Here is a 21,895-nt window from a genome sequence, read left to right on the forward strand (position 1 = left end):
CGCCGGGACAGCACATATCGCTCAATCCATTTCACGAAGCTTTAACCCTGGACCTCTGAACGACGAATCGCCCACGCCGCCACAGCAGACGCTGAAACCAAGGAAATGACAGCCAGTGTGAGTCCAATGATCCATCCCTGAGCAGAAGAATCCACCGTGCCTGTGGCGTACGTCTGCTGCGTCGAACCCTCAGCCATGACGTCTCCATCTTGGCCCGCAGGCGCCATAAGAACCTGCGTGGTCATCGGATCAACTTCAGGAGCTTCTGCCACCGCTGTTGCCTGCGGTTGGCTATTTGCTTCACCAGCCCCAGCTGGGGCTTGGACAGCAGCAGTGGTCTTAGCGGCTGCTGCAGCAACCAAGTTCTCGTACTGACCTTTAGTAATCGAGTTTCCTTCAGAATCCTGATACACCAATACCTCATTAGGGTTCTCAGGGTTTACCTCAGCAGTGGGTTCAGCTGCTTGTCCTCTTGCCGAACCAGCTCCAGCCCCTGCGATAGGAGCTTCAGTAGTTTCAGTGGGCTCTTCGTCACCCCCTAAATCGGCGATAGGGGACTCGGAGGTTGGGGTTGTGGTGATGAAATCATTTGGATCAAAATCAATTTTGTAATCCGGATCCGCGGAGTCTAACCCCAACTCCGCCTGAGATTTACTCACCGGGATCGCGCCGGGACGATCAGTATCTCCCCAATACCACGCTTCAACAGTGCCGGGTTTGGGGTAGTAGAGGAAAGCTCCAAGGTTGCTGTATTCCCATTCATCTCCGCCGAGGGGAGCATGCCAATAAGACCAATAAGCTTCAGCAGGTGATGCGGTCATGCAATCGTCCACATCAGGACCTGGGAAATCATTGATTCGGCACAAGAATTCTGGAAACTGAACGGTGGTTTCCACATCAAATCCGGCATCAAGAAGCGTTTGATAGCCATTTCCGCCGGCGTCAGCACAGCCGATGGTGTTGCCCTCAACCATCACTGTCACTTGGTCGTCTTCACAAGGCGTGGTCAAGGCGTGCGCAGAAGGAACCCATGGCGATATGGCAAGAACAATCCATAGTGCGACTGCAGCTGCAAAAGACTTCAGCGACAGGTGAAAAGTTGAGGTTCGAGACATCACTGTACTTCTCTCAGATGTTAAAACTGCAGGTTAGCCATCATTGGTCCCATGACACCAGCGATGGCGGCAAGGATGGCCAAGATGGCGATGATAATTCCAGCGCCGCCAATTCCACCGGTGGATCCCTCTGAATCAGCTGGGGGAGTTGGAATTTCTGGATCTGGAGTTGGATCTACTGGGTTCGCAATGGTGATCAGTTTATCGTTGGCGTAGTTACCGCCTGCAAAACCTAATGCTGCTTGGCCAGTTGCGCGTCGAATCTGATCGCTAATCGCAGTGTTGGTTTCCTTAGCCTTCACGGTGAAAGCAAAGCCACCCTGAATCGATGGGTCTGCATCTTCGCCAAATTGAACAGATGCCAGGTATTCACGAGCCTTGAGGTAGTTTTCCTCATCGCCCGCAAGAGCAAAAGCGGATCCGACAATTCCCGTGGAGTTGGAATTCACACCGGTCCAAGTATTTTTGACACCACCGGTCTCATCCATCGTGGTGACGAGGTAATCGAGAGTGGCTTGTGTGGTTGGATCCTGCGCACCATTTGCCAGAGTCAAAGCCTGTGCAGCCATTGCAGTGACATCGGAATCCGTGGTTTTGCATGTAGGTTCGATTGCTGAGGCTAATTGGACACCACCGTCGGAGCACACTTGAGTTTTAAGGAATTCTGTTGCGCGCTCGGCTGCTTCGGTTTCACCGACGCGGTGCAGAGCTAGAACGCCCCAGGCCTGGCTGAAGTTATTAATTGCAGTTGTGGCTTCACCATTATCTAAGTTTTTGATCTGACCGTTTTCTTGAACAGCGCTGACAAGTTGCGCGATAAAATCAGCATCTCTGACGCCGAGGGCATCTTGGAAAGCTACGGTCTTGGCTAGACGATCGCTGAAGATGTAGTCAGAAACTGAGACATAGCCCTCGAGCTCCGGAGCAATTGCAGCATATGCAGCGTCGATCTCTGGAGAATCAGGGGCAAGCGCATTTAGGGACAGCAACAGATCCTGATTGAGCCCAATATCTGGAGTACCTACAGGCCCAGGGATGAGGCCATTCGTTGCAAATTCTTTTTCGATGAATTGGGTAGCTAATTGAATATCCGATGATGCATCCTGTGCAGCAACGACCTGTGGAGCCAACAGGGAAACACCGGTTGCTAAAGCCACGGTTGCAGCAGACCAGCGAATGGTTCTCTTCCCACGTAGATGAGCCATGAAAACATGTCCTTAAAATGAATTGGAGAAATGTTCTGACCCCGCTTTAAGGCACACATTACTGCGCTTCAATACGGGCTTCAGAACCGTAATCCTCGACGGTTTGGAGCCACTCATTTCTTATTCAGGTGATCCGGCTTAATGCAATACCTGGTGAAAGCGATTGCATAATACGGTTGCGGGTCAGCTTCGGGTTCTCACCGAAATTCCCCTGAAAAAGAACGGATGGTGTCCTACACCATAAAATCACCATCGGTGCTGGTCAAATGAAAGCCCCCGTAGGGGTGGCAGGGAAAATGTAAGTTCTTGCGAAGATTTTTTAAGAATCTGTGGCTATCCAATAGCGTCGCATTCCACGGATCGTGGATTCATAAACTCCACCGCACTTTTCGATGACGTTCCTGGACGCTTCGTTATCTCCTGCGACGCACAGCAAAACCTTGTCGATGCCCAAGGCCTGAGCTTCATGAACACCGAGTTTCAGCGCTGCGGTTGCAGCACCTTTTCGACGCGCAGACGGGCGCACGCCGTAACCAATGTGGCCCGCGACTTCCAGGAGATGTTGGTTCAGCTCGTGCCTTAAAGCTAAGAATCCGACAAGAACATCGTCATCATCAACGATCCAGAAATAGCTGCAGTGCACAAAACCTTCCGGTGGTGGAACCGAAGGATCGGCCGCGTCAGTGCGCTCCTTGAGGTAGTGGTGAAATCCTGCTTCGGAATAGTCGATGGGAAGATAGTTCTCGAAATAACCCGAGCCGTGGATGGGGCCTGATCCGAATTCTTCCAAAGCCTCTTTCCACATGGCGTGGCCTGACAAATGCGGTGAGATTAATTTGTACATCGGGCCAGGTTAGCAGCGCTAACCGTGCCCCGCGTGGGGCACGCGGGGGAGGGCTGATGGAGGGCGGCGTCGATAAGCGTGCTAGGAAGTTTGTGTTTTAGTGTTCACTTGCTGTACTCTGTCCGTTTGGACTTTGCACCAGAAAACTCTATAGAGCACAACGGTGTTTTAAAGATCCATGTAAACGTAAACACCTACTTTGTTGTAGGCCCCCCGCCATGAATGGCGATCCGTGTGGGAAATGGTAGCGAGCAAACCGACTATTGAGTTCGGTGAGCGTTGAGTGGCCAGAAAACACACGGTTAACGTCCAAGGTGGGAAGGGAACCCCAACGAGAAAGGCATCAGGTCGTCTCTAATGACAATGACTGATCCAATCGCCGACATGCTGTCGCGCGTGCGCAATGCTAGCAATGCGCACCACGACACCGTGTCCATGCCATCCTCCAAGATCAAGGCAAACATCGCCGAGATCTTGAAGCAGGAAGGCTACATCGCTAACTACACCGTTGAGGATGCAAAGGTCGGCAAGACCCTGTCCCTCGAGCTGAAGTACAGCAACACCCGTGAGCGCTCCATCGCTGGTCTGCGCCGCGTTTCCAAGCCTGGTCTGCGTGTATACGCTAAGTCCACCAATCTGCCACAGGTTCTGGGCGGCCTTGGCGTGGCTATCATTTCCACGTCACAGGGCCTCCTGACCGACCGTCAGGCTACCGAGAAGGGCGTAGGCGGAGAAGTCCTCGCCTACGTCTGGTAATAGGGAGGATTGACTAAATATGTCACGTATCGGAAAAGAACCGATCACCATCCCATCCGGTGTCGAAACCAAGATTGACGGACAGCTCGTTGAGGTTAAGGGTCCTAAGGGCACCCTGAACGTTAACGTTCCAGAGCCAATCTCCGTTGCAGTGGAAGACGGCAAGATTGTCGTCACCCGCCCGGATGATCACCGCACTAACCGTTCCCTCCACGGTCTCTCCCGCTCCCTGGTTAACAACCTGGTTGTCGGCGTCACCGAGGGCTACACCATCAAGATGGAAATCTTCGGTGTCGGTTACCGTGTCGCGCTGAAGGGCAAGGACCTTGAGTTCTCCCTCGGCTACTCACACCCAGTTCTGATTGAAGCTTCTGAAGGCATCACTTTCGCAGTTGATGGCAACACCAAGCTTTCAGTTTCTGGCATCGACAAGCAGAAGGTTGGACAGGTCGCAGCAGTGATCCGCCGCCTGCGTAAGGACGATCCTTACAAGGGTAAGGGCATCCGCTACGAGGGTGAGCAGATCCGCCGCAAGGTCGGAAAGACGGGTAAGTAAGCAATGAGCAACACTGAAAACAAGCAGAAGCGCGTTTCCGTTGGCAAGGACATCGCGACTCGTCGTCGCGTTGCCCGTGCACGCCGCCACTTCCGCATCCGCAAGAACCTGCGTGGCACCCCAGAGGCTCCACGTTTGGTTGTCCACCGCTCTTCTCGCCACATGCACGTTCAGATCATCGATGACGTTGCAGGCCACACCCTGGCTGCAGCTTCTTCCATCGAGGCTGAGGTTCGCGCAACTGAGGGCGACAAGAAGGCTAAGGGCGCAAAGGTCGGTCAGCTGATCGCCGAGCGCGCTAAGGCTGCTGGTATCGAGCAGGTCGTCTTCGACCGCGCTGGTTACAAGTACCACGGCCGCGTTGCAGCTCTCGCTGACGCCGCTCGTGAAGGTGGTCTGAAATTCTAATGATGACCATTTCTAAGAACATCAACGGAAGGATTGCGTAATGCCGGGACGTGAACGGCGTGACGGCGGACGCTCCGCCGACGACAACAAGCAAAACGATCGCAACGAGCGTCGTGGCGGAGGCCGCCGCGATGACCGTCGCAATCAGCAGCAGGACGAGCGCTCACAGTACATCGAGCGTGTAGTCACCATCAACCGTGTGTCCAAGGTCGTCAAGGGTGGTCGTCGCTTCAGCTTCACCGCACTTGTCATCGTTGGCGACGGCAAGGGAATGGTCGGTGTCGGTTACGGCAAGGCCAAGGAAGTTCCTGCCGCAATCCAGAAGGGTGCAGAAGAGGCTCGTAAGAACTTCTTCCGCGTCCCAATGGTCAACGGCACCATCACCCACCCAGTTCAGGGCGAAAAGGCAGCCGGCATCGTTATGCTGAAGCCAGCTGCTCCAGGTACCGGTGTTATCGCCGGTGGCGCAGCACGTCCAGTTCTTGAGTGCGCAGGTATCCAAGACATCCTGTCCAAGTCCCTTGGTTCTGACAACGCTATCAACGTCGTCCACGCAACTGTGGATGGCCTGAAGCAGCTGGTCCGCCCTGAAGAGGTTGCAGCCCGCCGTGGCAAGACCATCGAAGAGGTCGCACCAGCACGTATTCTGCGTGCACGCGCAGGTCAGGAGGCGTAAGAAATGGCGCTGAAGATTACTCAGATCAAAGGCACTGTGGGCACCAAGCCCAAGCATCGCGAAAATCTTCGTTCCCTCGGTCTGAAGCGAATCCGCCACACCGTGATCCGCCCCGATACCCCAGAGGTACGTGGCATGATCCTGGCAGTTCGCCACCTGATCGTCGTCGAAGAAGTGGCGGGGGAGTAGGTAACAATGAGCGAACCAATTAAGCTCCACGATTTGCGCCCAGCAGCGGGCTCAAACAAAGCTAAGACCCGCGTTGGTCGAGGCGAAGCATCCAAGGGTAAGACTGCAGGTCGCGGTACCAAGGGTACCAAGGCACGCAAGCAGGTTTCTGCAGCATTCGAAGGTGGCCAGATGCCACTGCAGATGCGTCTTCCTAAGCTGAAGGGCTTCAAGAACCCTAACAAGGTTGACTACCAGGTAGTTAACATTGCAGATCTCGCAGAGAAGTTCCCACAGGGCGGCGACGTCAGCATTGCTGACATCGTTGCAGCAGGACTTGTCCGCAAGAACGAACTGGTTAAGGTTCTTGGCAACGGCGACATCAGCGTCAAGCTGAACGTCACCGCTAACAAGTTCTCCGGCTCTGCCAAGGAAAAGATCGAAGCCGCTGGCGGCTCCGCAACCGTGGCATAAGTTCACCAGAACTTTAAAAATGACCTCCAAGGGAAACCTTGGGGGTCATTTTTAGGTTTTTTGGGAGGACCTGGGGTTCTCGGAGGGGGATTGCGCAGGGGGCCTACTGATTGGGTTTGATTTGAGTGCATGGAAAATGCCACTCTGTGGGGTAACAAGAGTGGCATTGCAAAGAGACTTACTTAGTGGGTGGGGAAGCCAAGCTCAATCTGTGATTCATTTGGAAGAGGCCAGCGAGTGGTAACCACCTTGCTTCGGGTATAGAAGTTGAAAGACTCAGATCCATACATGTGTGTGTCTCCGAATAGTGAGTCTTTCCAACCTCCAAATGAGAAAGCGCCAATTGGGACTGGGATTGGCACGTTAATGCCAACCATTCCGACTTCGATGTCCATCTGAAATTCTCGAGCTGTACGGCCATCAACAACTATTGAAGCGCCTTCTTTCAAGGCTGAATCGAGAATTCTGTCCGCACGTCCCTGTGCCTGAGAATTGGAACTTTCCAACCTGGCCTTTTGAAGGGGCTCTATTGGCGAATATCTTGTTCTTGGCTTGTAGAGATTCCGGTGAGGTTTGATTTTGGCGAAAAGGGTTAACTAGTAGCTTGACGGCGCCTGGGCCACATTCGGCTAATAAGTAGGGAAGATTCGGCGATGACTGCTCCTGAAGCCACAAGGAGGACGGCGACATCGAGAATTCCCTCGGGAACGGTGATCCAGAGATAGATGCAAATTCCCACAATGATCAGGCCAACAAGTCCTACGGTCAGAAGAACCCATTGGGGAGATTTTTGAGTGAGTGCTGCGGTAATGATGGCCGAAGCGAAGGAAAGTGCAAGGATAAAGCCAATTACCACTATGTCTGGAATAGAACCAATCTTGAACCACAAACAAAGCGCGACAAGAACTACTGCGTAAAAAGCAAGAATCGATTTACCGGGTACCGGGGGATGTTGCACTGCGCGGACTCCTGTTGGGCATCAAATGTTCTAAATGGGAATAGCTTTTAATAAGCAAACCATACTGAGCATGGATGATCATTAGTTTGATGCGATACAAATGGGCTTCCCTAAAACTAAACACCCGCCACAATGAAACGCGGCGGGTGTTTAGCTGAGAACTTTCAGTAACTAAATGGTTCGGTGAATACTCTTGTATGTCAGGTAAGCACTGAGGCCTTCGATGCCGTATTCCACTCCCATACCGGATTCGTGGCGTCCTCCAAATGGGGCGGAATGGTTGGAACCGAAGAAGTTGATGCCTACGGAACCAGAATCCACTTGACGGGCGACTTCTAGTGCTTGTTCCTCATCCGCACCAAATACCAAGCCACCGAGACCGAATTTCGTGTTGTTGGCTAGTGCGATTGCTTCGGAAACACCGTTTGTATCGTCGTACTTTAGGATGGAAATAACAGGGCCGAAGATTTCTTCGCGTGATATCCGCATGTCGGGGGTGACATCGGCAAACACGGTTGGTTGGATAAACTCGCCTGATTCTAAACCTTCAGAAAGGCTGATTGACCGGGTTCCACCTGCAACCACTCGTGCACCTTCCTCTCGTGCGGAGTCAATGTAAGACATGACGGTTGAGTACTGAGAGGCGCTGGCAACTGGCCCAAAAACCGTTTCTTCATCATAGGGGTCACCTTGTCTACCTGCAGCGATAGTGCTTGCCACTGTTTGTACGACTTCCGCATAGCGTGAGCTAGGGGCAATAATCCGGGTACTGATGTAGCAGGTTTGTCCAGTGTTGCGCATACAGGATCGAATCAACCGCGTCGAGAGTACTGACATGTCTGCATCAGGAAGGATAATCGCGGAAGATTTTCCGCCTAGCTCTAAAGTCACTGGTCGGAGTAGTTCTCCGCAGGCGGCAGCGATCTTCTTTCCAACAGGCGTTGATCCGGTAAACGCTACCTTGTCTACTCCGGGGTGGCGGACAAGGGCATCACCGAAACGCCCTGAACCGGTGAGTAGGTTGACTACGCCTGCTGGCACTCCGGCGGCTTCGATGGCTTCGATGATGAAACGGATCGACAGTGGGGTGGGGGAGGCTGGTTTGATGATGACGGTACAGCCGGCAAGAAGTGCTGGTGCCAGTTTGATGACTACAAGGTTGATCGGGAAATTCCATGGGGCGATGAGTGCGCAGACACCGATGGGATCTTTATCCACGATGGATTCGGCGCTACCGGCAGGAAATGGGCGGATGTCTTCGCCGTCTAACCAAGGCGCGAGAGTGGCAAAGTAACGGAAAATTCCTGCTGCATTGGACGCAGCTCCACGGGTCTCGGAAATGGGGGAACCATTTTCGCGGGTATTAGTAAGTGCTAGAGCTTCAGAACGGGATTCAATTTCCGTCGCGATTTTCAGGAGGTAGCCTGTTCGTTCCGCACCTGTAAGTGCACTCCACGACTTTAGCGCTGTACGTGCAGCTCCCACCGCAGAGTCCAATTCAGATGCGGTTGCTTCTGGAACAGATCCCCATTCTTGACCGACCGCAGGATCAACTACGGGGTTGCGTTGTGTTCCTTCTGCTTTAACCCAGGAACCGTTGATGTAGAAATCATCGACATGGGTATAGGGGAGTTGCAGAGAAGCACGCCTGGTTGCAGCATTCATCGGATCGCATCCGTTCTTAACAGGGCCTTTGCACGATTGAGGTCTGCAGTAGCCATCTGGTGTGCAGCTTCGGTGATTAATTCTGGGAGGATTTCCCTGTGCAGGCGGTCGACATAATCTGAGACTGGCATCCCGAACCATGAGCTAGAAGCCGTGATCCCGGCGCGGTCGAAACGCCAGAGTCGGTCGCAATCGCGAACAAGAGCGTCTTCTAGTGAGTAGGCCACTTGGCGGGTGTCGTGTCCGTCGATGATGTCGCAGACATGCTCGACAAAATCGACAGTATATCCGAGGGATGGAAGCACTCGGCGGGCCACAGTGCAGCCTTCTGTTTCGTGTTCGAAGCGGATTGCTGCTTTGCGCCAGTTTCCGGAGAATCCTTCGGAGATGATTCGGCTCTCATCGACATGTGCCCAGCCCGTGTCGTGGAGGATTGCGGCTACGAGAACCAATTCTCTATCTGCCAGTGGGTAAGCGTCGCAGAGACGTTCAGCGTACGCCACGACGATGGGAAGATGAATGTCGTTGGCGCGGGTGCGGGTTTCCGGCTCAATGGCTTTCCATAATTGCTCAAATCCATTTGAAGGTGTTGCACAGATAGCGGTGGTATCAATTGGACCTACGGCCGGGATGGGACGAATCCCAAAATCCTCCGCAAAAGTGATGGCGCGGGGATCAGAGGCGTGGACGCTGGGGTCTGCTTGCTCCCAAGCGGGTAAATTACTGCGAGTCATCGGGTAACCTCCAGGTCAACGGCTAGTTTTTTCAGCGGCTGCGAAATATCTGCAGCAAGGTCGGCGGGGATATTTTGGTTCCTGGAAAGTGCACTGCGCACAGCCATGAAATCCAGTGGAGCGTTGACGCAATCGGCGGCGATGATGTTGTCGCCACGGTAATAAAGGACAGAGAACTTCTTTTTCTCGGGATCCTGTCGGATTACTGTGCTGTCATAACCAAGGGTAAGTCCTGCAATTTGTAGTTTGAGATCGCCTTGGTTGGACCAGAACCAGGGGATTCCGGCGTAGGCTTCGGGCTGGCCGACGAGTGAGTATGCAGCGATCTTTGCGTGCTCGATGGCGTTATTGACGCTTTCTAGTCGGATGCGTTCATCAGCGGGGGAACCAGGGATTGGATTGGGAATGTTGGCGACATCGCCAATCGCAATGGTGGTGCCATCTGACGCGACGGCATGTTTATCCACCACGATGCCGTTGTTGATGTCTAAGCCCAGAACAGCGGCAAGTTCTGTGTTCGGAATGACACCGATGCCCACAATGACTAGTTGGGCAGGAATTACTGTGCCATCTTCTAGCTCAATGCCGCTGAGCTTTCCATCCTTGCCCACAAACTGTTTCATGCGGGCATCAAGCACGATATTTACGCCACGGGAACGGTGTTGTTCGAGGAAGAATGCTGCGGTTTCTTCACCCACCGCTCGGCCAATCAGACGCGGACCATATTCCAGGACGGTGACATTTTTGCCGAGGTCATGAAGCGAACACGCAGCTTCCAATCCGATGAACCCACCACCGACTACAACGGCATCGGTGACAGAACCAATCATCGCTTTGAGCGCCAAGGCGTCGTCCGCGTTGCGCAGGTAGGTGACACCCTCCAAGGTGGCGCCCGGGAGGTCGAGGTGGCGAGGGCGGGCACCAACCGCTAGAGCGAGACGTCGAAAAGCGAATTCTTGTCCGGCGCCGTAGGCGACCCCTGATCCGTCGTCGTTCTTTTCAATGCGTTCGATGCGCACGCCCTTGACCAGGCGAATATTATTTTCTTCCCAATACTCATTGGAACGGAAAATCAGACGCTCTTTGTCGATCTTGTCCTGGAGGAACTCCTTGGACAAGGCGGGACGCTGGTAGGGGCGGTGATCCTCCTCGCCTAGAAGCGTGATCGATTCGGTGAAACCCGTGGCCCGCAGGGAAATCGCCAGCTGCACACCCGATTGGTTTGCACCGATGATCAAGATTCCAGTTTCAGCTGAAGTATTCATGATTCAACCTCACACTTGCGTTTCTGGCGTGGTCAACGAAAGATCCATGCCTTCGGTGACCTTGATTTGGCAAGACAAACGGGAGCAATCCTCACGGTCCACGGCAGCACCCCACAGCATTTCATCTTCCATCTCCTCCATTGGGGGAAGCGCATCATACTGTGCAGGGTCAACAAACACATGGCAGGTTGCACACGATAAGGAACCGCCGCATTCAGCAACAATTCCAGGCACTCCGTTTCGGACTGCGGTCTCCATTACTGAATCACCAACAGTCGCCTCGATGGTGCGGGTTTTGCCAGCATGATCAATGAAATGAATAGTAGACATGATCTTCTCCTTAGAACTTTTAGTACTTAGATGAACTGTCGGCCACCATCAACGATGAGTGTTTGCCCAGTGATGTATTCGGCTTCTGGGGATGCAAGAAACATGGTGGTGCCGACGATGTCTTTCGGTTGGCTTGCGCGCTTGATGGATCCGCGATCGACACCGTACGTTTCCGCGCTATCCATGAGTCCCAAGCTGGCTTCAGTCAGCGTAAACCCAGGCGCAACCGCATTGACCGTGATCCCACGACCACCCAGCTCTTTAGCAAGCACCCTGGTTAAAGCAATGACCCCACCTTTGGATGCCACGTAGTGCGCCCAGTGTGCAGATCCTGAAAACACAGTCGCGCTGGAAAGATTGACCACACGGGCATTATCGGACAAAAACGGACTCACAGAACGCGTCACCAACCACGGGCCTTTGAGATTGACTCCCATGACCAAATCCCACTCCGCAGGGTCAATATCCTCAAACGGTGAACGAGTCACTGTCGCATATATCGCTGCGTTATTAATAAGGACATCAATTCGGCCACCGCCAAACTCAGCGGCACCGGCGGCTAGGGCCTCGGTGGACTCCAAAGACGTGACATCAACTTCAAAGGCTGCGGCATCTGCGCCCAATGCTTTCAGCTTGTCAACGGTCTCTTGCGCCCCATCCAGATTGATATCCGCCACCGCGATACGGTCTCCTTGGGCTGCGAAACCTTCAGCGAATGCCCGACCCAAACCGCCAGCGGCACCAGTGATAAGAACAGTGCGTGGACTAGGCATGTGTATCCACCCCATGTGCTGCTACTGAGTGCGCATGGCTGTGCGCGCCGGGTCCTTCGATGCGTGGCGCATCTGGATCAACAATGACAACCTTGCCCTTGGTTCCATCGACCTTGAGGTAATCGCCGGTTTTGATGGTGGTGGATGCAGCGCCAGTTCCAGTAACAGCCGGCAAGCCGTATTCGCGGCACACGATCGCAGCATGGCTCATCATGCCACCAATATCAGTGACTGTTGCCTTGATTTTGCCAAAGATTGGGCCCCAAGAAGGTGCTGTTACAGGGGCAACGAGGATTTCATCCTGCTGGATTTCTGAAAGGTCATCTGCGCTGAGAATTACTCGAGCGTAGCCTTCCACCACACCAGGGGATGCAGCCATGCCTTTAAGGGTTCCTTCTTCGGCATCCTCGTCATTGCCCAACCATGATTGCACCTGTTCGGTGGTGATTCCCCAGAGCATGCGGGTGAAAGGTTCGGTGATGGACTCTGGAGGAGTGTTAAGAGCTGGCGCTGGTCGGGCAGTTTTCAAAGCGGTGACAATTGCTTTTCTTCGCTCAATTTCTTCCGGCCAAATGATCGTGCCAATTGGACCACCGGGTGCGCCGACACCCCACGCAGTAGCCAGGTCGAAGAGGACATCGCGGACTTCAGTGCGGTTGAGGTACAACATGTCATCCTCGTTCTCCCAGAAACCGTAGCCCTGGAGAGTGCGGGAAAGTTCGCGTACTTTGCGCCAAAATACTGACATGGTCCAGTGCTCGATGTAGAAGTTATGGTTTTCCACATAGGGGTATGCAGTAGCAGCGAGGCCGCATTTAGCATCAAACTGCGCGAGTTGTTCTCCATCCAAAAGGTCGCGGTATTCTTCCACCACGCGTTCCTTTTCTGCGATGAGTTCATCTTTCGGGCGGGAGATGGTTTGGCCTTCATCTAGGCGGCGGATGTAATCCGCGATGTACCCCAGTGGAAGTTCCAGGTGCTCGATCCAGTATTTATCGTGACCGTAGAAGCCATTACCGACGGTGAAGTTGAACCACGGATCTTGTGCTTCTTCCCAGCGCGCTATCCATGTCGCGCCGCCTTCTGCCTTTGCGATAGCAGCCAAGGTAGCTTGCGGATCATCCGGGTTGGCAAAGTGAGTTTGCAGGCCAAGGTCGACCGCTAGCTGTGCCAGAATCTTTAGTTCATCATCGGGGCGGAACAGCTCCATATCCACGCCCTGAACCATCATCGAAATTGATTGATCAGGGATATCTGGGAAGACTTCCTTGCAGAAATTGAAGAAATCTAGGTAAGCGATGTAACCCAAGTTGAGGAACTCAAAGTGGTATTGCCAGTTTTGGTAGGCGAGCTGAATGAGCCGATCGAAGTTTTCCATGAGTACTTCGGTGCCGTCTTTGGCTTTTCCGGAGACAATATCATCGATAGGCACGTAGTCAGGCAGTGGCTTGAATTCTAGAGATTCCAGCTCATTGATGGTTCCTAATACTCGCTCCTTCCAATTTGCCAGCATTGGCTCCCAGTTTTGGAAGTAGTGCGTGATGCGTTCCTGGAACATGGGGACGCGTTCCGCAATCTGATCTTCAGGCACTGGAATAGGGGACATATAGAGGTATCCCAGATGCACGCGGAACTCGATGCCATTGGCATTCGGGATCATCAAATGCCGAGCGTTGTATTGGCCGAGGCACTTTACAGCGAATTCACCACCGATAGTTTCAAAAGGCTTGAACACAGTTGGCCAGTGCTGTGAATCGCAGAACCAGAATTTCTCATTCTCTTGATCCATGAGCTTGTCTTGGAAAACGAGGTAGTACGGGTACAGATCTTCCCAACCTTCAGCGCCCTTGGGCACTGGAAGATCGGAGGGCTTGGGGAAAGATTTATTAGCCATGGTCAAACTCCTTTTAGATGCTTTTCGACGAAAAGATGCGGTGGTTTTACTTCGTGCCGGTCATTGCGACGGTGATTGAGCTGAAATCGAAGGTGCCTATGGTTTTGGCAGCCTGCGGAGTTGGGGTTTCCTTCTTCACACCGTTGGAGTGGATAGTTTCCGGGCGGGATTGCAATAACAGAAGGTTTTCTCCATCTGGCAGATCAGCGTCCAGCGCCCATTCGATATCTTGTGGGCACTTGTAGTGTTTTTCTGCACGCTTAGCCATTTGTGCCACAGCGAGCATTTCCTCATCAGTCAGACTGCGGCGGTTTGCGCGTTCTTCATCAACGGGCTTTTCCACGAGGCTTCCACTGGTGGCATCGGGGATGAGTTCAGCGTGTTTGCTTCCAATGTGTTCGGAGACAACCTGCAGCGTGATCTTGTCCAGCAAGATATTGTCTGGTGTCACTTCACCTGAGACCACCATTTCACCAACACCCCATGAGGAATCGATGGTGATCTTCGAGCGGTCGCCGTTGGAAGGATTCATAGTGATTGCCACGCCTGCGACACGAGAGTTGACCATTTTTTGAACAACTACCGCCATGGAGAGGCCCTCATTGGGGATGTTGTTTTTCAGACGGTAGATAATGGCACGGGAAGTGAACAGCGAAGCCCAGCATTTACGGATGTGTTCAGTGACAGCGCTCAAACCGACTTGCCACAGATAGGTGTCCTGTTGCCCTGCGAAGGAAGCATCGGGCAGATCTTCGGCAGTGGCCGATGACCGGACAGCAACCGGGACGTCGCCACCGCATCGTTCCATGAGATCGCGATAAGCCTGGTGCACTGCGAAACGAGCATTCTCTGGAACGTCAAGACTGCACAGCTCATCGCGGATGATCGCAGAAACTCGATCCACTTCCTTAACATCTTCTGCATCGAGATCGTTTAGGAATTTATCGATGTGTTCAGCAACCCCTGCTTCACGGATGAATTCATCAAAGCTGGCAGTAGTGACCACAAATCCAGGTGGAACGGGCATTCCAGCATCTGTCATGGTGACTAGTGAAGCGCCCTTGCCACCGAGTACTTCTAGAACAGGATCCAGGCCTTCATCGAAGCGCTGGACAAACGGGATGTTCAAACTGTTGGTCATGGTGTCTCCTTATTTAATAAAGCGTTAAGCGTTCCAAGTCACGGGAACAGAAGTGGGGACGCGGAAGGAGAGGTTCTCCCGGAACCCGATAGCTTTGTCCGCAACCAAGTGCAGGGAAGGAACAAGCCTGGTGACTTCCTCGAGACAGATCTTGGCTTGAAGTTTGGCCAGCATGTTTCCTAGGCAATAGTGGATGCCGAAACCAAAAGACAGGTGCTCGCGCGCATTAGCGCGGCTGATATCGAATTCCTCGCCATTTTCAAAGCGAGCTTCATCGCGGTTCGCGGAACCCATGAGCAGCAGAACACCATCGCCTTCCTTAATGGCAACGCCGCCGATCTCGGTGTCTTTTAATGCTTTTCGACGCCACCCCACGATCGAGCCGGAGTACCGCAAGACCTCATCCACTGCCGCAGGAATCAGTTTTGGATTCTCTAGAATGGCTTGCCACTGCTCTGGATGATCGAGGAGAACTCGGAAACAATTGGAGATCAACGTGGTGGTTGTTTCGTGCCCCGCAAAAAGCAGGGAGTACAGCAAAGAAGCAATCTCATGATCGGTGATTTCTTGACCCTCTTGCTGTGCTCGCACTAGATCAGCGGTGAGGTTGTCGCCACCGTGTGCATGTGCATCAGCTACCATGCGTTGGCATTCCTGCCAGTACTCAACCAAATTGTGTGCGTGTGGGATCTGCTCTTCATCACTAAGATCGCCCCAGGTCATGGCCGCACGGGAATCTGACCACCGCTTGTAGGTGTCCACCATGGAAATATCTGCACCGATCAGCGTCAGGATCGTGATGGTTGGAATGTCGTAGGCAAGATCTGACACCATATCGCCGACGTGTTGATCATTCGCCAACATTTTCTCCACACGATCAATCACCATTGCTCGGATATCTGGTTCGAGTGCTTTATAGCGGCGTGGCGTGAAGGCCTTTTGTGCGATTGCGCGGATGCGGGTGTGCTCTGGTGGAATACGAGCTGATAATCCGGAGTATGCAGTGAAGCCGCCATCGGTCATGATTTGGGTTGCCTGAGGTCCACGCTTGCGGACTGGGGCTTGTGCATTTTCAGAGGAGAATGTTTCCCAGTCATCAAAGGTGGTTTTGATGTCGTCATATTTGGTTACCACCCAGTAGCCGATGCGCTCATCGAACATCACTGGCTCTTCCTGACGGAGTTCTTTATATGCAGGAAACGGGTTGTGCATATCGAAAGGCTGGTAGCCGTGATGGCTGGTGGACTCTGATGTGTGCCCGAATGGGCATCCACCGGTTGAGGTGGATTGTTGGGAAGTCTGGGAAGTCATTGTCATCTCCTGACACTTGTGTGTGGCCGAAGCCGATCACAGTGAAGTTTGAATCACTTTTCCTAAAGATTCGTGATGGCTATCACTTTTAGGTGTGACTCAAAGTGTCGTCAAGAAGAGATGAAGATACGAATTCAGATTCCACTCAGTGGAATCAGTTTTAGTTTATGCAGATGGAGGGCGGGTTTAGGTATCGCCTTTTCGTTCTGCATTTTTGTGTGAAGCCAAAAGTGTGTCCAAAGGAATGAGCGCGGTTGCTTTTGTAATTCTCTGACTTGTCGCCTGAAGGATCGGGAGATAGCGCTCAAGATTTGCAGCCTGTGCGGTGGGAACCACCAACCCCAGTGCTGCTCCCAGTTTTCCTGTATGCCAGACCGGTACGGCGATCGATGCGCCGCCGATTCGTTGCTCGTCATGTGTGATGGCAAAGCCTTGCGAGTGAATTTGTTTCAGCTGCGCAGCCAAGACGTCGGGATTCACAATTGTCTTTGGGGTGGAGGCGTTGAGTGGCAGCTTGAGATAGGACTGTTTTACCCATGGCTCATCAAACGCAAGGAGAATCTTGCCAACCGCAGTGGAGTTCAGAGGTAGTCGACCACCGACTCGAGCCGAGCGTGGAATTTTCTTCGTGCCGTAGGCTCGGTCAATCAAAAGTGCTTCATCTTTATCGCGGACCACTAGCTGCGCAGTCTCGGAAGTAAGTGAGTAGAGCTCTTGGATGAACGGGCGTGCAGTGTCGCGTAACTGCCGTCCTGTATTTTGGGCGAGTTCCCAGATACGTAAGCCCAATTGGTAGCGCCCATCAGATTTCTTGCTGAGTAGTCCGCCTTCGGTTAATTCAGAAACGAGACGGTGGGTGGTACTTGGTGGGAGGTCTGCCAGCTCAGCGATTTCAGTGACACCAAGTGGACGCATGGTGTGTTCAAAAGCTCCCAGTACGGCGATCACCTTGGAGGTGACTGTACGTCCAGGTTCGCGATTTCCTCCCGCCATTATTTAATGCTCCTCTAAGTTCCCCTGGCACTCCGATGAAGGGTAAAAGTTTTGAAAGGTATCAAATCGGCCAGTGTAACGACGTATTGTTCAAGCCTATCGCCAAATCTTTGATGCGACACAGACCCAGTATTTTTATTATCCAACACTTAAGGTAACTATTGGGCGGGGTAGGGGAGGAGCTTTTCGCACCTATGATGCGTCTTACAAAAAAAGGGGTTGCCATGCGGTTCTTGGGTAAATACTGGTAGGGTGGACAAGTCAATCGTGTCCGATTTGTAATCGGACCAGGATCTAAAGAACACATCTCCCGGTACCTTTTAGTCACTATTGTGAAAATATGTGGGTTTAAGTGCTGAGGAGGCCAGGAGGATAAGTGTCCGCCATTATTCAGGCATTCAAGGACGCCGATCTGCGTAAGAAGATTTTCTTCACTATCGCAATGATCGTTCTATACCGCATCGGTGCGCAGATCCCTTCCCCGGGAGTTGACTACGCAACGATTAGTGGTCGTCTGCGTGACTTGACTCAGGATCAGTCAAGCGTTTATTCGCTGATTAACCTGTTTTCCGGTGGAGCGCTGTTGCAGCTGTCCATTTTTGCTATTGGTATCATGCCGTACATCACGGCGTCTATTATCGTGCAGCTGCTGACTGTGGTTATTCCACACTTTGAGGAGTTGAAGAAGGAAGGCCAGTCTGGCCAGGCCAAGATGATGCAGTACACCAGGTACTTAACGGTTGCTTTGGCGTTGCTGCAGTCTTCAGGCATTGTCGCGTTGGCGGACCGTGAGCAGCTGCTTGGCGCAGGTATTCGTGTGCTGTCGGCTGATCGCAACTTCTTCGATCTCATTGTTTTGGTCATCACCATGACTGCAGGTGCGGTGCTTGTGATGTGGATGGGTGAGCTCATCACGGAAAAGGGCGTGGGCAATGGTATGTCGTTGCTGATTTTCGCTGGTATCGCAACTCGCCTCCCAACTGATGGCATGAACATTCTGGGTAACTCCGGCGGCGTGGTTTTCGCTGTTGTTCTGGCTTCCGTTCTGATCCTGGTCATTGGTGTTGTATTCGTTGAGCAGGGCCAGCGTCGTATTCCAGTGCAGTACGCAAAGCGCATGGTGGGACGTCGCCAGTACGGTGGTTCTTCCACTTACCTGCCATTGAAGGTCAACCAAGCTGGTGTTATCCCAGTGATCTTCGCGTCTTCGCTGATTTACATGCCAGTGCTGATTACTCAGATCGTGAACTCTGGTTCGCTGGAAGTGTCTGATAACTGGTGGCAGCGCAACATCATTGCGCACCTGCAGACGCCTTCTTCCTGGCAGTACATTGTTTTGTACTTTGCACTGACCATCTTCTTCTCTTACTTCTATGTTTCCGTTCAGTATGATCCAGCTGAGCAGGCTGAAAACATGAAGAAGTACGGTGGATTTATCCCTGGTATTCGTCCGGGCCGCCCGACTGCTGAGTACTTGGGATTCGTCATGAACCGCCTGCTGTTTGTTGGTTCCCTGTACCTGGCTGTCATTGCTGTGCTGCCAAACATTATGCTGGATCTAGGTGTTGACGCCGGTTCGGCCGGAGCAACTCCATTCGGCGGAACCGCAATCTTGATTCTTGTATCTGTTGCACTGACCACAGTGAAGCAGATTGAGAGCCAGCTCCTGCAAAGCAACTACGAAGGACTTCTAAAATAATGCGACTCGTACTCCTCGGACCTCCCGGTGCTGGTAAGGGCACCCAGGCTGCAATTCTCTCTGAGAAGCTTGGCATTCCTCACATTTCTACTGGCGATCTTTTCCGCGCCAACATTGGCGAAGGTACCCCTCTGGGTATCGAGGCCAAGCAGTACATCGACGCTGGCAAGCTGGTTCCAACCGACGTGACTGCACGTATGGTTGCTTCCCGCCTTGCTGAGTCCGATGCTGCAGAAGGCTTCCTTTTGGATGGTTTCCCACGCACCGTTGAGCAGGCTGACATCTTGGCTAACCTGCTTTCCGAAGCTGGCCAGACCCTCGATGGTGTTGTTAACTACCAGGTTTCTGAAGACGTCGTCGTGGAGCGCATGCTGTCCCGTGGTCGCGCTGATGACAACGAAGAGACCATCCGCACCCGTCTCGGTGTCTACCGCGACGAGACTGCTCCTCTGATCGATCACTACGGTGACAAGATCATCAACATTGAGGCTGAAGGCGAAGTCGAAGAGATCAACGCTCGTACCCTCAAGGCACTGGGCAAATAAGATTTCTTCTCTAGTGCTGCTGAATCTACGATGATAGGTAGATAGCAAGCAGTGACGTGGAAGTACTCACCTCAAGGTGGCCGGAACCGCATGCATTGTGCGGTGCCGGCCACCTTTGGTTTTAACAGTTTAATTTGAAGAAAGAGACGTGGAAGCATGGGTTTCCGTTCCAAGAAGAAGGTTATTGCGGCAAAGACCGCCGCTGAGCTGGACGCGATGCAGGCGGCGGGTGAGATCGTCGGCAAGGCTTTGCAGGCTGTGCGCGCTGAGGCTAAAGCTGGCATGAGCACGTGGGATCTGGATCAGATCGCGGAGCAGGTTATCCGCGATGCTGGCGCCGTTCCTACATTCCTGGGTTACCAGGGTTTTCCGGCATCAGTGTGCGCTTCGGTCAATGAGGTGATTGTTCACGGCATTCCATCCAAGGAGACCATCTTGGAGGAAGGCGATCTGGTGTCCATCGACTGCGGCGCAACCTTTGATGGTTGGGTCGGCGATTCCGCGTGGAGCTTCGGCATCGGCGAGCTGGACGAGGACGTCCAGGGTCTCAACTTGGCTACCGAGTGGGTCCTCATGGAAGGCATGAAGGCCATGGTTCCAGGCAACCGTTTGACCGATGTCTCCCACGCTCTCGAGGTCGCAACCCGCAAGGCTGAGTCCAAGTTCGGCGTCGCGCTCGGCATCGTCGATGGCTACGGCGGACACGGCATTGGCCGCCACATGCACGAGGAGCCATACTTGGCTAATGAGGGCAAGGCCGGCAAGGGCCCTGTGATTCAGGAGGGCTCCGTGCTCGCCATTGAGCCTATGCTCACCCTCGGCACCGAAGATTCCGCAGTGCTGGAAGATGATTGGACTGTCGTGACTCTCGACGGTTCATGGGCATCACACTGGGAGCACACCGTTGCAGCCACCAAGGGCGGCCCGCGCATCCTCACGCCGCGTTATTAAAATGATGCTTTTCGACGCATCCCCACGTTTTGGGGCTAAAAGTTGCCCGGTTGAGCAAAGGTTTGCGACCTCCCCGGCGTGCCGCCAGGGGAGGAGGCGATAAAACTTTTTTACCTTTCGAATATCAAAATCATAAAACAGCCTTATATACTTCAACGTATGGCGAAGAATTCTCGAATCCGATACAGCGCGTCAATCAAGCGTGCCGCAGCTGCAATCCTCACCGCAGCTGCTACCTCAGTCGCGTTGATCGCTGTGCCAGCAACTGCTTCAGCACAGGACCTCGCAACCGGCAGCTCCCAGATCCAGACTGATGCTCGTGAAGGTGCGTGGGCAACCCGCAACACCATCCAAGACCAACTTGCCTCCATTGGGCCAGCAGCCCTCCCAGTCCGCGCAGCGGTAGACAATGCCATCAACGGCATGTTCCCAGGACTTGTTGATGAAAAGGTTGCAGCAGAGCAGGAAGCTGCACGCGCAGAAGCTGAGCGCGAAGCAGCAGCTGCACGTGAAGCAGAAGCAGCCCGCGTAGCCGCAGAAGAAGCCGCACGCTTTGACCGCGGCTCTTGCCCAGCAATCGCTGATGTCTGCGTGGACATTGATGGTGGACGTACCTGGCTGCAGGAAAACGGTCAGGTCACCTACGGTGCAGTCCCAGTTTCCTCCGGCGGAGTTGGCCAGGAAACCCCTCGCGGAACGTTCTACATCAACCGCAAGGTCAAGGATGAAATCTCTTACGAGTTCGGTAACGCCCCAATGCCGTACGCCATGTACTTCACCTACAACGGCCACGCATTCCACCAGGGCAATGTTGCGACTACTTCCGCTGGTTGTGTTCGCCTAAACACTCAAGATGCCATCTACTACTTCAACAACGTTGGCATCGGCGACATGGTGTACATCTACTAAAACTCACCGTTGCTAGCAGGCGCGTTTTCAGATCATGATTGATTGGGCGTGCCTGCTTTTGTGTTTTTTAGGGACCCCAATGCGCGTGATTCAACTCATGTTTGATATGTGCTCCTAAGGTGTGTAACCTATATCGATGGTGTGCGTACATCTTGAGTGACGCAACCATTTTGAAGTGGAAAAACTTAAGGCCTCCCGCAGGGGAGTGTTCTGGAAAAGCGGAGGATATGGCTAAGGAAGGCGCTATTGAAGTTGAGGGTCGCATTGTCGAACCTCTGCCGAATGCAATGTTCCGAGTCGAGCTCGACAACGGACACAAGGTACTCGCCCACATCAGTGGAAAGATGCGCCAGCACTACATCCGTATCCTTCCTGAGGACCGCGTCGTTGTAGAGCTGTCGCCCTATGATCTGACTCGTGGACGAATCGTTTACCGCTACAAGTAAAAATAAGCTTTAAGCCTCCATATATCAGGGCCAGTCGGGGATATCCCGGCAGGCTGACACACCTTCAGGCAACGATGGC

General features: G+C 53.2%; 25 protein-coding genes and 1 riboswitch. Of the genes, 11 read left to right on the forward strand and 14 right to left on the reverse strand.

The window, feature by feature from the left end; all coding sequences use genetic code 11:
• Positions 1–41: 41 nt before the first annotated feature.
• The 3 genes from CGL_RS02700 to CGL_RS02710 all read right to left on the reverse strand — a co-directional run bounded on the left by CGL_RS02700 (position 42) and on the right by CGL_RS02710 (position 3,164).
• The gene (locus CGL_RS02700) at positions 42–1,115 is read right to left on the reverse strand and encodes a hypothetical protein (protein ID WP_011013714.1); all 1,074 of its coding nucleotides are present in this window, start codon (positions 1,113–1,115) and stop codon (positions 42–44) included.
• Between the two features lie 20 nt (positions 1,116–1,135).
• Entirely contained in the window at positions 1,136–2,320 is a 1,185-nt protein-coding gene (locus tag CGL_RS02705) for a prenyltransferase/squalene oxidase repeat-containing protein (RefSeq protein WP_011013715.1), read from the reverse strand.
• Positions 2,321–2,393: 73 nt separating this feature from the next.
• Positions 2,394–2,555, reverse strand: a riboswitch (adenosylcobalamin (AdoCbl) riboswitch).
• Positions 2,556–2,639: 84 nt separating this feature from the next.
• Positions 2,640–3,164, reverse strand: a complete 525-nt coding sequence (locus CGL_RS02710; protein WP_011265577.1) for a GNAT family N-acetyltransferase — start codon at positions 3,162–3,164, stop codon at positions 2,640–2,642.
• Between the two features lie 357 nt (positions 3,165–3,521).
• Here CGL_RS02710 and rpsH point away from each other — a divergent pair, with 357 nt between their 5' ends.
• Genes rpsH through rplO form a run of 6 tightly spaced genes read left to right on the forward strand, consistent with a single transcriptional unit; the run spans position 3,522 to position 6,202 of the window.
• Positions 3,522–3,920 carry a 30S ribosomal protein S8 gene (gene rpsH / locus CGL_RS02715; protein ID WP_003854344.1) on the forward strand — a complete coding sequence of 133 codons (399 nt, stop codon included), beginning with the start codon at positions 3,522–3,524 and terminating at the stop codon, positions 3,918–3,920.
• Between the two features lie 19 nt (positions 3,921–3,939).
• Positions 3,940–4,476, forward strand: coding sequence for a 50S ribosomal protein L6 (gene rplF / locus CGL_RS02720; protein ID WP_003860588.1), 537 nt, complete (start codon positions 3,940–3,942; stop codon positions 4,474–4,476).
• 3 nt (positions 4,477–4,479) lie between these two features.
• A complete protein-coding gene (gene rplR / locus CGL_RS02725; protein ID WP_003854346.1) occupies positions 4,480–4,884 on the forward strand; it encodes a 50S ribosomal protein L18 in 405 nt (134 codons plus the stop codon).
• 40 nt (positions 4,885–4,924) lie between these two features.
• A complete protein-coding gene (gene rpsE / locus CGL_RS02730) occupies positions 4,925–5,560 on the forward strand; it encodes a 30S ribosomal protein S5 (protein WP_003854347.1) in 636 nt (211 codons plus the stop codon).
• A 3-nt stretch (positions 5,561–5,563) separates the two neighbouring features.
• Entirely contained in the window at positions 5,564–5,749 is a 186-nt protein-coding gene (rpmD, locus tag CGL_RS02735) for a 50S ribosomal protein L30 (protein ID WP_003860590.1), read from the forward strand.
• Positions 5,750–5,755: 6 nt separating this feature from the next.
• Positions 5,756–6,202 (forward strand): 50S ribosomal protein L15, encoded by a 447-nt coding sequence (rplO, locus tag CGL_RS02740; protein ID WP_011013717.1) that lies wholly within the window; start codon positions 5,756–5,758, stop codon positions 6,200–6,202.
• Positions 6,203–6,384: 182 nt separating this feature from the next.
• Here the strand turns inward: rplO and CGL_RS02745 are convergent, their stop codons facing one another.
• The 11 genes from CGL_RS02745 to CGL_RS02795 all read right to left on the reverse strand — a co-directional run bounded on the left by CGL_RS02745 (position 6,385) and on the right by CGL_RS02795 (position 17,266).
• Positions 6,385–6,597 (reverse strand): aldehyde dehydrogenase family protein, encoded by a 213-nt coding sequence (locus CGL_RS02745; protein ID WP_374197334.1) that lies wholly within the window; start codon positions 6,595–6,597, stop codon positions 6,385–6,387.
• A gap of 197 nt (positions 6,598–6,794) precedes the next feature.
• The gene (locus CGL_RS02750; RefSeq protein ID WP_011013719.1) at positions 6,795–7,160 is read right to left on the reverse strand and encodes a hypothetical protein; all 366 of its coding nucleotides are present in this window, start codon (positions 7,158–7,160) and stop codon (positions 6,795–6,797) included.
• A 171-nt stretch (positions 7,161–7,331) separates the two neighbouring features.
• Entirely contained in the window at positions 7,332–8,825 is a 1,494-nt protein-coding gene (locus CGL_RS02755) for an aldehyde dehydrogenase family protein (protein WP_011013720.1), read from the reverse strand.
• A complete protein-coding gene (locus CGL_RS02760; RefSeq protein WP_003860600.1) occupies positions 8,822–9,559 on the reverse strand; it encodes an HD domain-containing protein in 738 nt (245 codons plus the stop codon). The genes CGL_RS02755 and CGL_RS02760 overlap by 4 nt, the downstream gene beginning before the upstream one ends.
• Positions 9,556–10,824, reverse strand: a complete 1,269-nt coding sequence (locus CGL_RS02765) for an NAD(P)/FAD-dependent oxidoreductase (RefSeq protein WP_011013721.1) — start codon at positions 10,822–10,824, stop codon at positions 9,556–9,558. The genes CGL_RS02760 and CGL_RS02765 overlap by 4 nt, the downstream gene beginning before the upstream one ends.
• A gap of 9 nt (positions 10,825–10,833) precedes the next feature.
• Positions 10,834–11,154 carry a 2Fe-2S iron-sulfur cluster-binding protein gene (locus CGL_RS02770; RefSeq protein WP_011013722.1) on the reverse strand — a complete coding sequence of 107 codons (321 nt, stop codon included), beginning with the start codon at positions 11,152–11,154 and terminating at the stop codon, positions 10,834–10,836.
• Between the two features lie 26 nt (positions 11,155–11,180).
• Complete coding sequence (locus CGL_RS02775) at positions 11,181–11,927, reverse strand: SDR family NAD(P)-dependent oxidoreductase (RefSeq protein WP_011013723.1); 747 nt, start codon at positions 11,925–11,927, stop codon at positions 11,181–11,183.
• Positions 11,920–13,821: a PEP-utilizing enzyme gene (locus CGL_RS02780; protein ID WP_011013724.1), complete on the reverse strand. Its 1,902-nt coding sequence runs from the start codon at positions 13,819–13,821 to the stop codon at positions 11,920–11,922. Before CGL_RS02780 ends, CGL_RS02775 begins: the two co-directional genes overlap by 8 nt.
• A gap of 46 nt (positions 13,822–13,867) precedes the next feature.
• On the reverse strand, positions 13,868–14,962 hold the full coding sequence (locus CGL_RS02785) for a PEP/pyruvate-binding domain-containing protein (protein WP_011013725.1): 1,095 nt from the start codon (positions 14,960–14,962) through the stop codon (positions 13,868–13,870).
• Positions 14,963–14,986: 24 nt separating this feature from the next.
• Positions 14,987–16,273 (reverse strand): cytochrome P450, encoded by a 1,287-nt coding sequence (locus CGL_RS02790; protein ID WP_011013726.1) that lies wholly within the window; start codon positions 16,271–16,273, stop codon positions 14,987–14,989.
• A gap of 186 nt (positions 16,274–16,459) precedes the next feature.
• Positions 16,460–17,266 carry an IclR family transcriptional regulator gene (locus CGL_RS02795; RefSeq protein WP_011013727.1) on the reverse strand — a complete coding sequence of 269 codons (807 nt, stop codon included), beginning with the start codon at positions 17,264–17,266 and terminating at the stop codon, positions 16,460–16,462.
• A 376-nt stretch (positions 17,267–17,642) separates the two neighbouring features.
• Between CGL_RS02795 and secY the strand changes: the two genes are divergently transcribed.
• The 5 genes from secY to infA all read left to right on the forward strand — a co-directional run bounded on the left by secY (position 17,643) and on the right by infA (position 21,816).
• Entirely contained in the window at positions 17,643–18,965 is a 1,323-nt protein-coding gene (secY, locus tag CGL_RS02800; protein ID WP_003854402.1) for a preprotein translocase subunit SecY, read from the forward strand.
• A complete protein-coding gene (locus CGL_RS02805; protein WP_003854403.1) occupies positions 18,965–19,510 on the forward strand; it encodes an adenylate kinase in 546 nt (181 codons plus the stop codon). The genes secY and CGL_RS02805 overlap by 1 nt, the downstream gene beginning before the upstream one ends.
• 156 nt (positions 19,511–19,666) lie before the next feature.
• On the forward strand, positions 19,667–20,461 hold the full coding sequence (map, locus tag CGL_RS02810; RefSeq protein ID WP_011013728.1) for a type I methionyl aminopeptidase: 795 nt from the start codon (positions 19,667–19,669) through the stop codon (positions 20,459–20,461).
• Positions 20,462–20,620: 159 nt separating this feature from the next.
• On the forward strand, positions 20,621–21,370 hold the full coding sequence (locus CGL_RS02815; protein WP_011013729.1) for a L,D-transpeptidase: 750 nt from the start codon (positions 20,621–20,623) through the stop codon (positions 21,368–21,370).
• 227 nt (positions 21,371–21,597) lie between these two features.
• Entirely contained in the window at positions 21,598–21,816 is a 219-nt protein-coding gene (infA, locus tag CGL_RS02820) for a translation initiation factor IF-1 (protein ID WP_003854422.1), read from the forward strand.
• Positions 21,817–21,895: the final 79 nt, after the last annotated feature.

The organism is Corynebacterium glutamicum ATCC 13032, assembly GCF_000011325.1.
Classification (GTDB): domain Bacteria; phylum Actinomycetota; class Actinomycetes; order Mycobacteriales; family Mycobacteriaceae; genus Corynebacterium; species Corynebacterium glutamicum.

Coding starts and splice junctions, on each gene's coding strand:
- CGL_RS02700 (WP_011013714.1), bottom strand. CDS start 1,115: ATGTCTCGAACCTCAACTTTTCACCTGTCGCTGAAGTCTTTTGCAGCT.
- CGL_RS02705 (WP_011013715.1), bottom strand. CDS start 2,320: ATGGCTCATCTACGTGGGAAGAGAACCATTCGCTGGTCTGCTGCAACC.
- CGL_RS02710 (WP_011265577.1), bottom strand. CDS start 3,164: ATGTACAAATTAATCTCACCGCATTTGTCAGGCCACGCCATGTGGAAA.
- rpsH (WP_003854344.1), top strand. CDS start 3,522: ATGACAATGACTGATCCAATCGCCGACATGCTGTCGCGCGTGCGCAAT.
- rplF (WP_003860588.1), top strand. CDS start 3,940: ATGTCACGTATCGGAAAAGAACCGATCACCATCCCATCCGGTGTCGAA.
- rplR (WP_003854346.1), top strand. CDS start 4,480: ATGAGCAACACTGAAAACAAGCAGAAGCGCGTTTCCGTTGGCAAGGAC.
- rpsE (WP_003854347.1), top strand. CDS start 4,925: ATGCCGGGACGTGAACGGCGTGACGGCGGACGCTCCGCCGACGACAAC.
- rpmD (WP_003860590.1), top strand. CDS start 5,564: ATGGCGCTGAAGATTACTCAGATCAAAGGCACTGTGGGCACCAAGCCC.
- rplO (WP_011013717.1), top strand. CDS start 5,756: ATGAGCGAACCAATTAAGCTCCACGATTTGCGCCCAGCAGCGGGCTCA.
- CGL_RS02745 (WP_374197334.1), bottom strand. CDS start 6,597: ATGGACATCGAAGTCGGAATGGTTGGCATTAACGTGCCAATCCCAGTC.
- CGL_RS02755 (WP_011013720.1), bottom strand. CDS start 8,825: ATGAATGCTGCAACCAGGCGTGCTTCTCTGCAACTCCCCTATACCCAT.
- CGL_RS02760 (WP_003860600.1), bottom strand. CDS start 9,559: ATGACTCGCAGTAATTTACCCGCTTGGGAGCAAGCAGACCCCAGCGTC.
- CGL_RS02765 (WP_011013721.1), bottom strand. CDS start 10,824: ATGAATACTTCAGCTGAAACTGGAATCTTGATCATCGGTGCAAACCAA.
- CGL_RS02770 (WP_011013722.1), bottom strand. CDS start 11,154: ATGTCTACTATTCATTTCATTGATCATGCTGGCAAAACCCGCACCATC.
- CGL_RS02775 (WP_011013723.1), bottom strand. CDS start 11,927: ATGCCTAGTCCACGCACTGTTCTTATCACTGGTGCCGCTGGCGGTTTG.
- CGL_RS02780 (WP_011013724.1), bottom strand. CDS start 13,821: ATGGCTAATAAATCTTTCCCCAAGCCCTCCGATCTTCCAGTGCCCAAG.
- CGL_RS02785 (WP_011013725.1), bottom strand. CDS start 14,962: ATGACCAACAGTTTGAACATCCCGTTTGTCCAGCGCTTCGATGAAGGC.
- CGL_RS02790 (WP_011013726.1), bottom strand. CDS start 16,273: ATGACTTCCCAGACTTCCCAACAATCCACCTCAACCGGTGGATGCCCA.
- CGL_RS02795 (WP_011013727.1), bottom strand. CDS start 17,266: ATGGCGGGAGGAAATCGCGAACCTGGACGTACAGTCACCTCCAAGGTG.
- CGL_RS02805 (WP_003854403.1), top strand. CDS start 18,965: ATGCGACTCGTACTCCTCGGACCTCCCGGTGCTGGTAAGGGCACCCAG.
- map (WP_011013728.1), top strand. CDS start 19,667: ATGGGTTTCCGTTCCAAGAAGAAGGTTATTGCGGCAAAGACCGCCGCT.
- CGL_RS02815 (WP_011013729.1), top strand. CDS start 20,621: ATGGCGAAGAATTCTCGAATCCGATACAGCGCGTCAATCAAGCGTGCC.
- infA (WP_003854422.1), top strand. CDS start 21,598: ATGGCTAAGGAAGGCGCTATTGAAGTTGAGGGTCGCATTGTCGAACCT.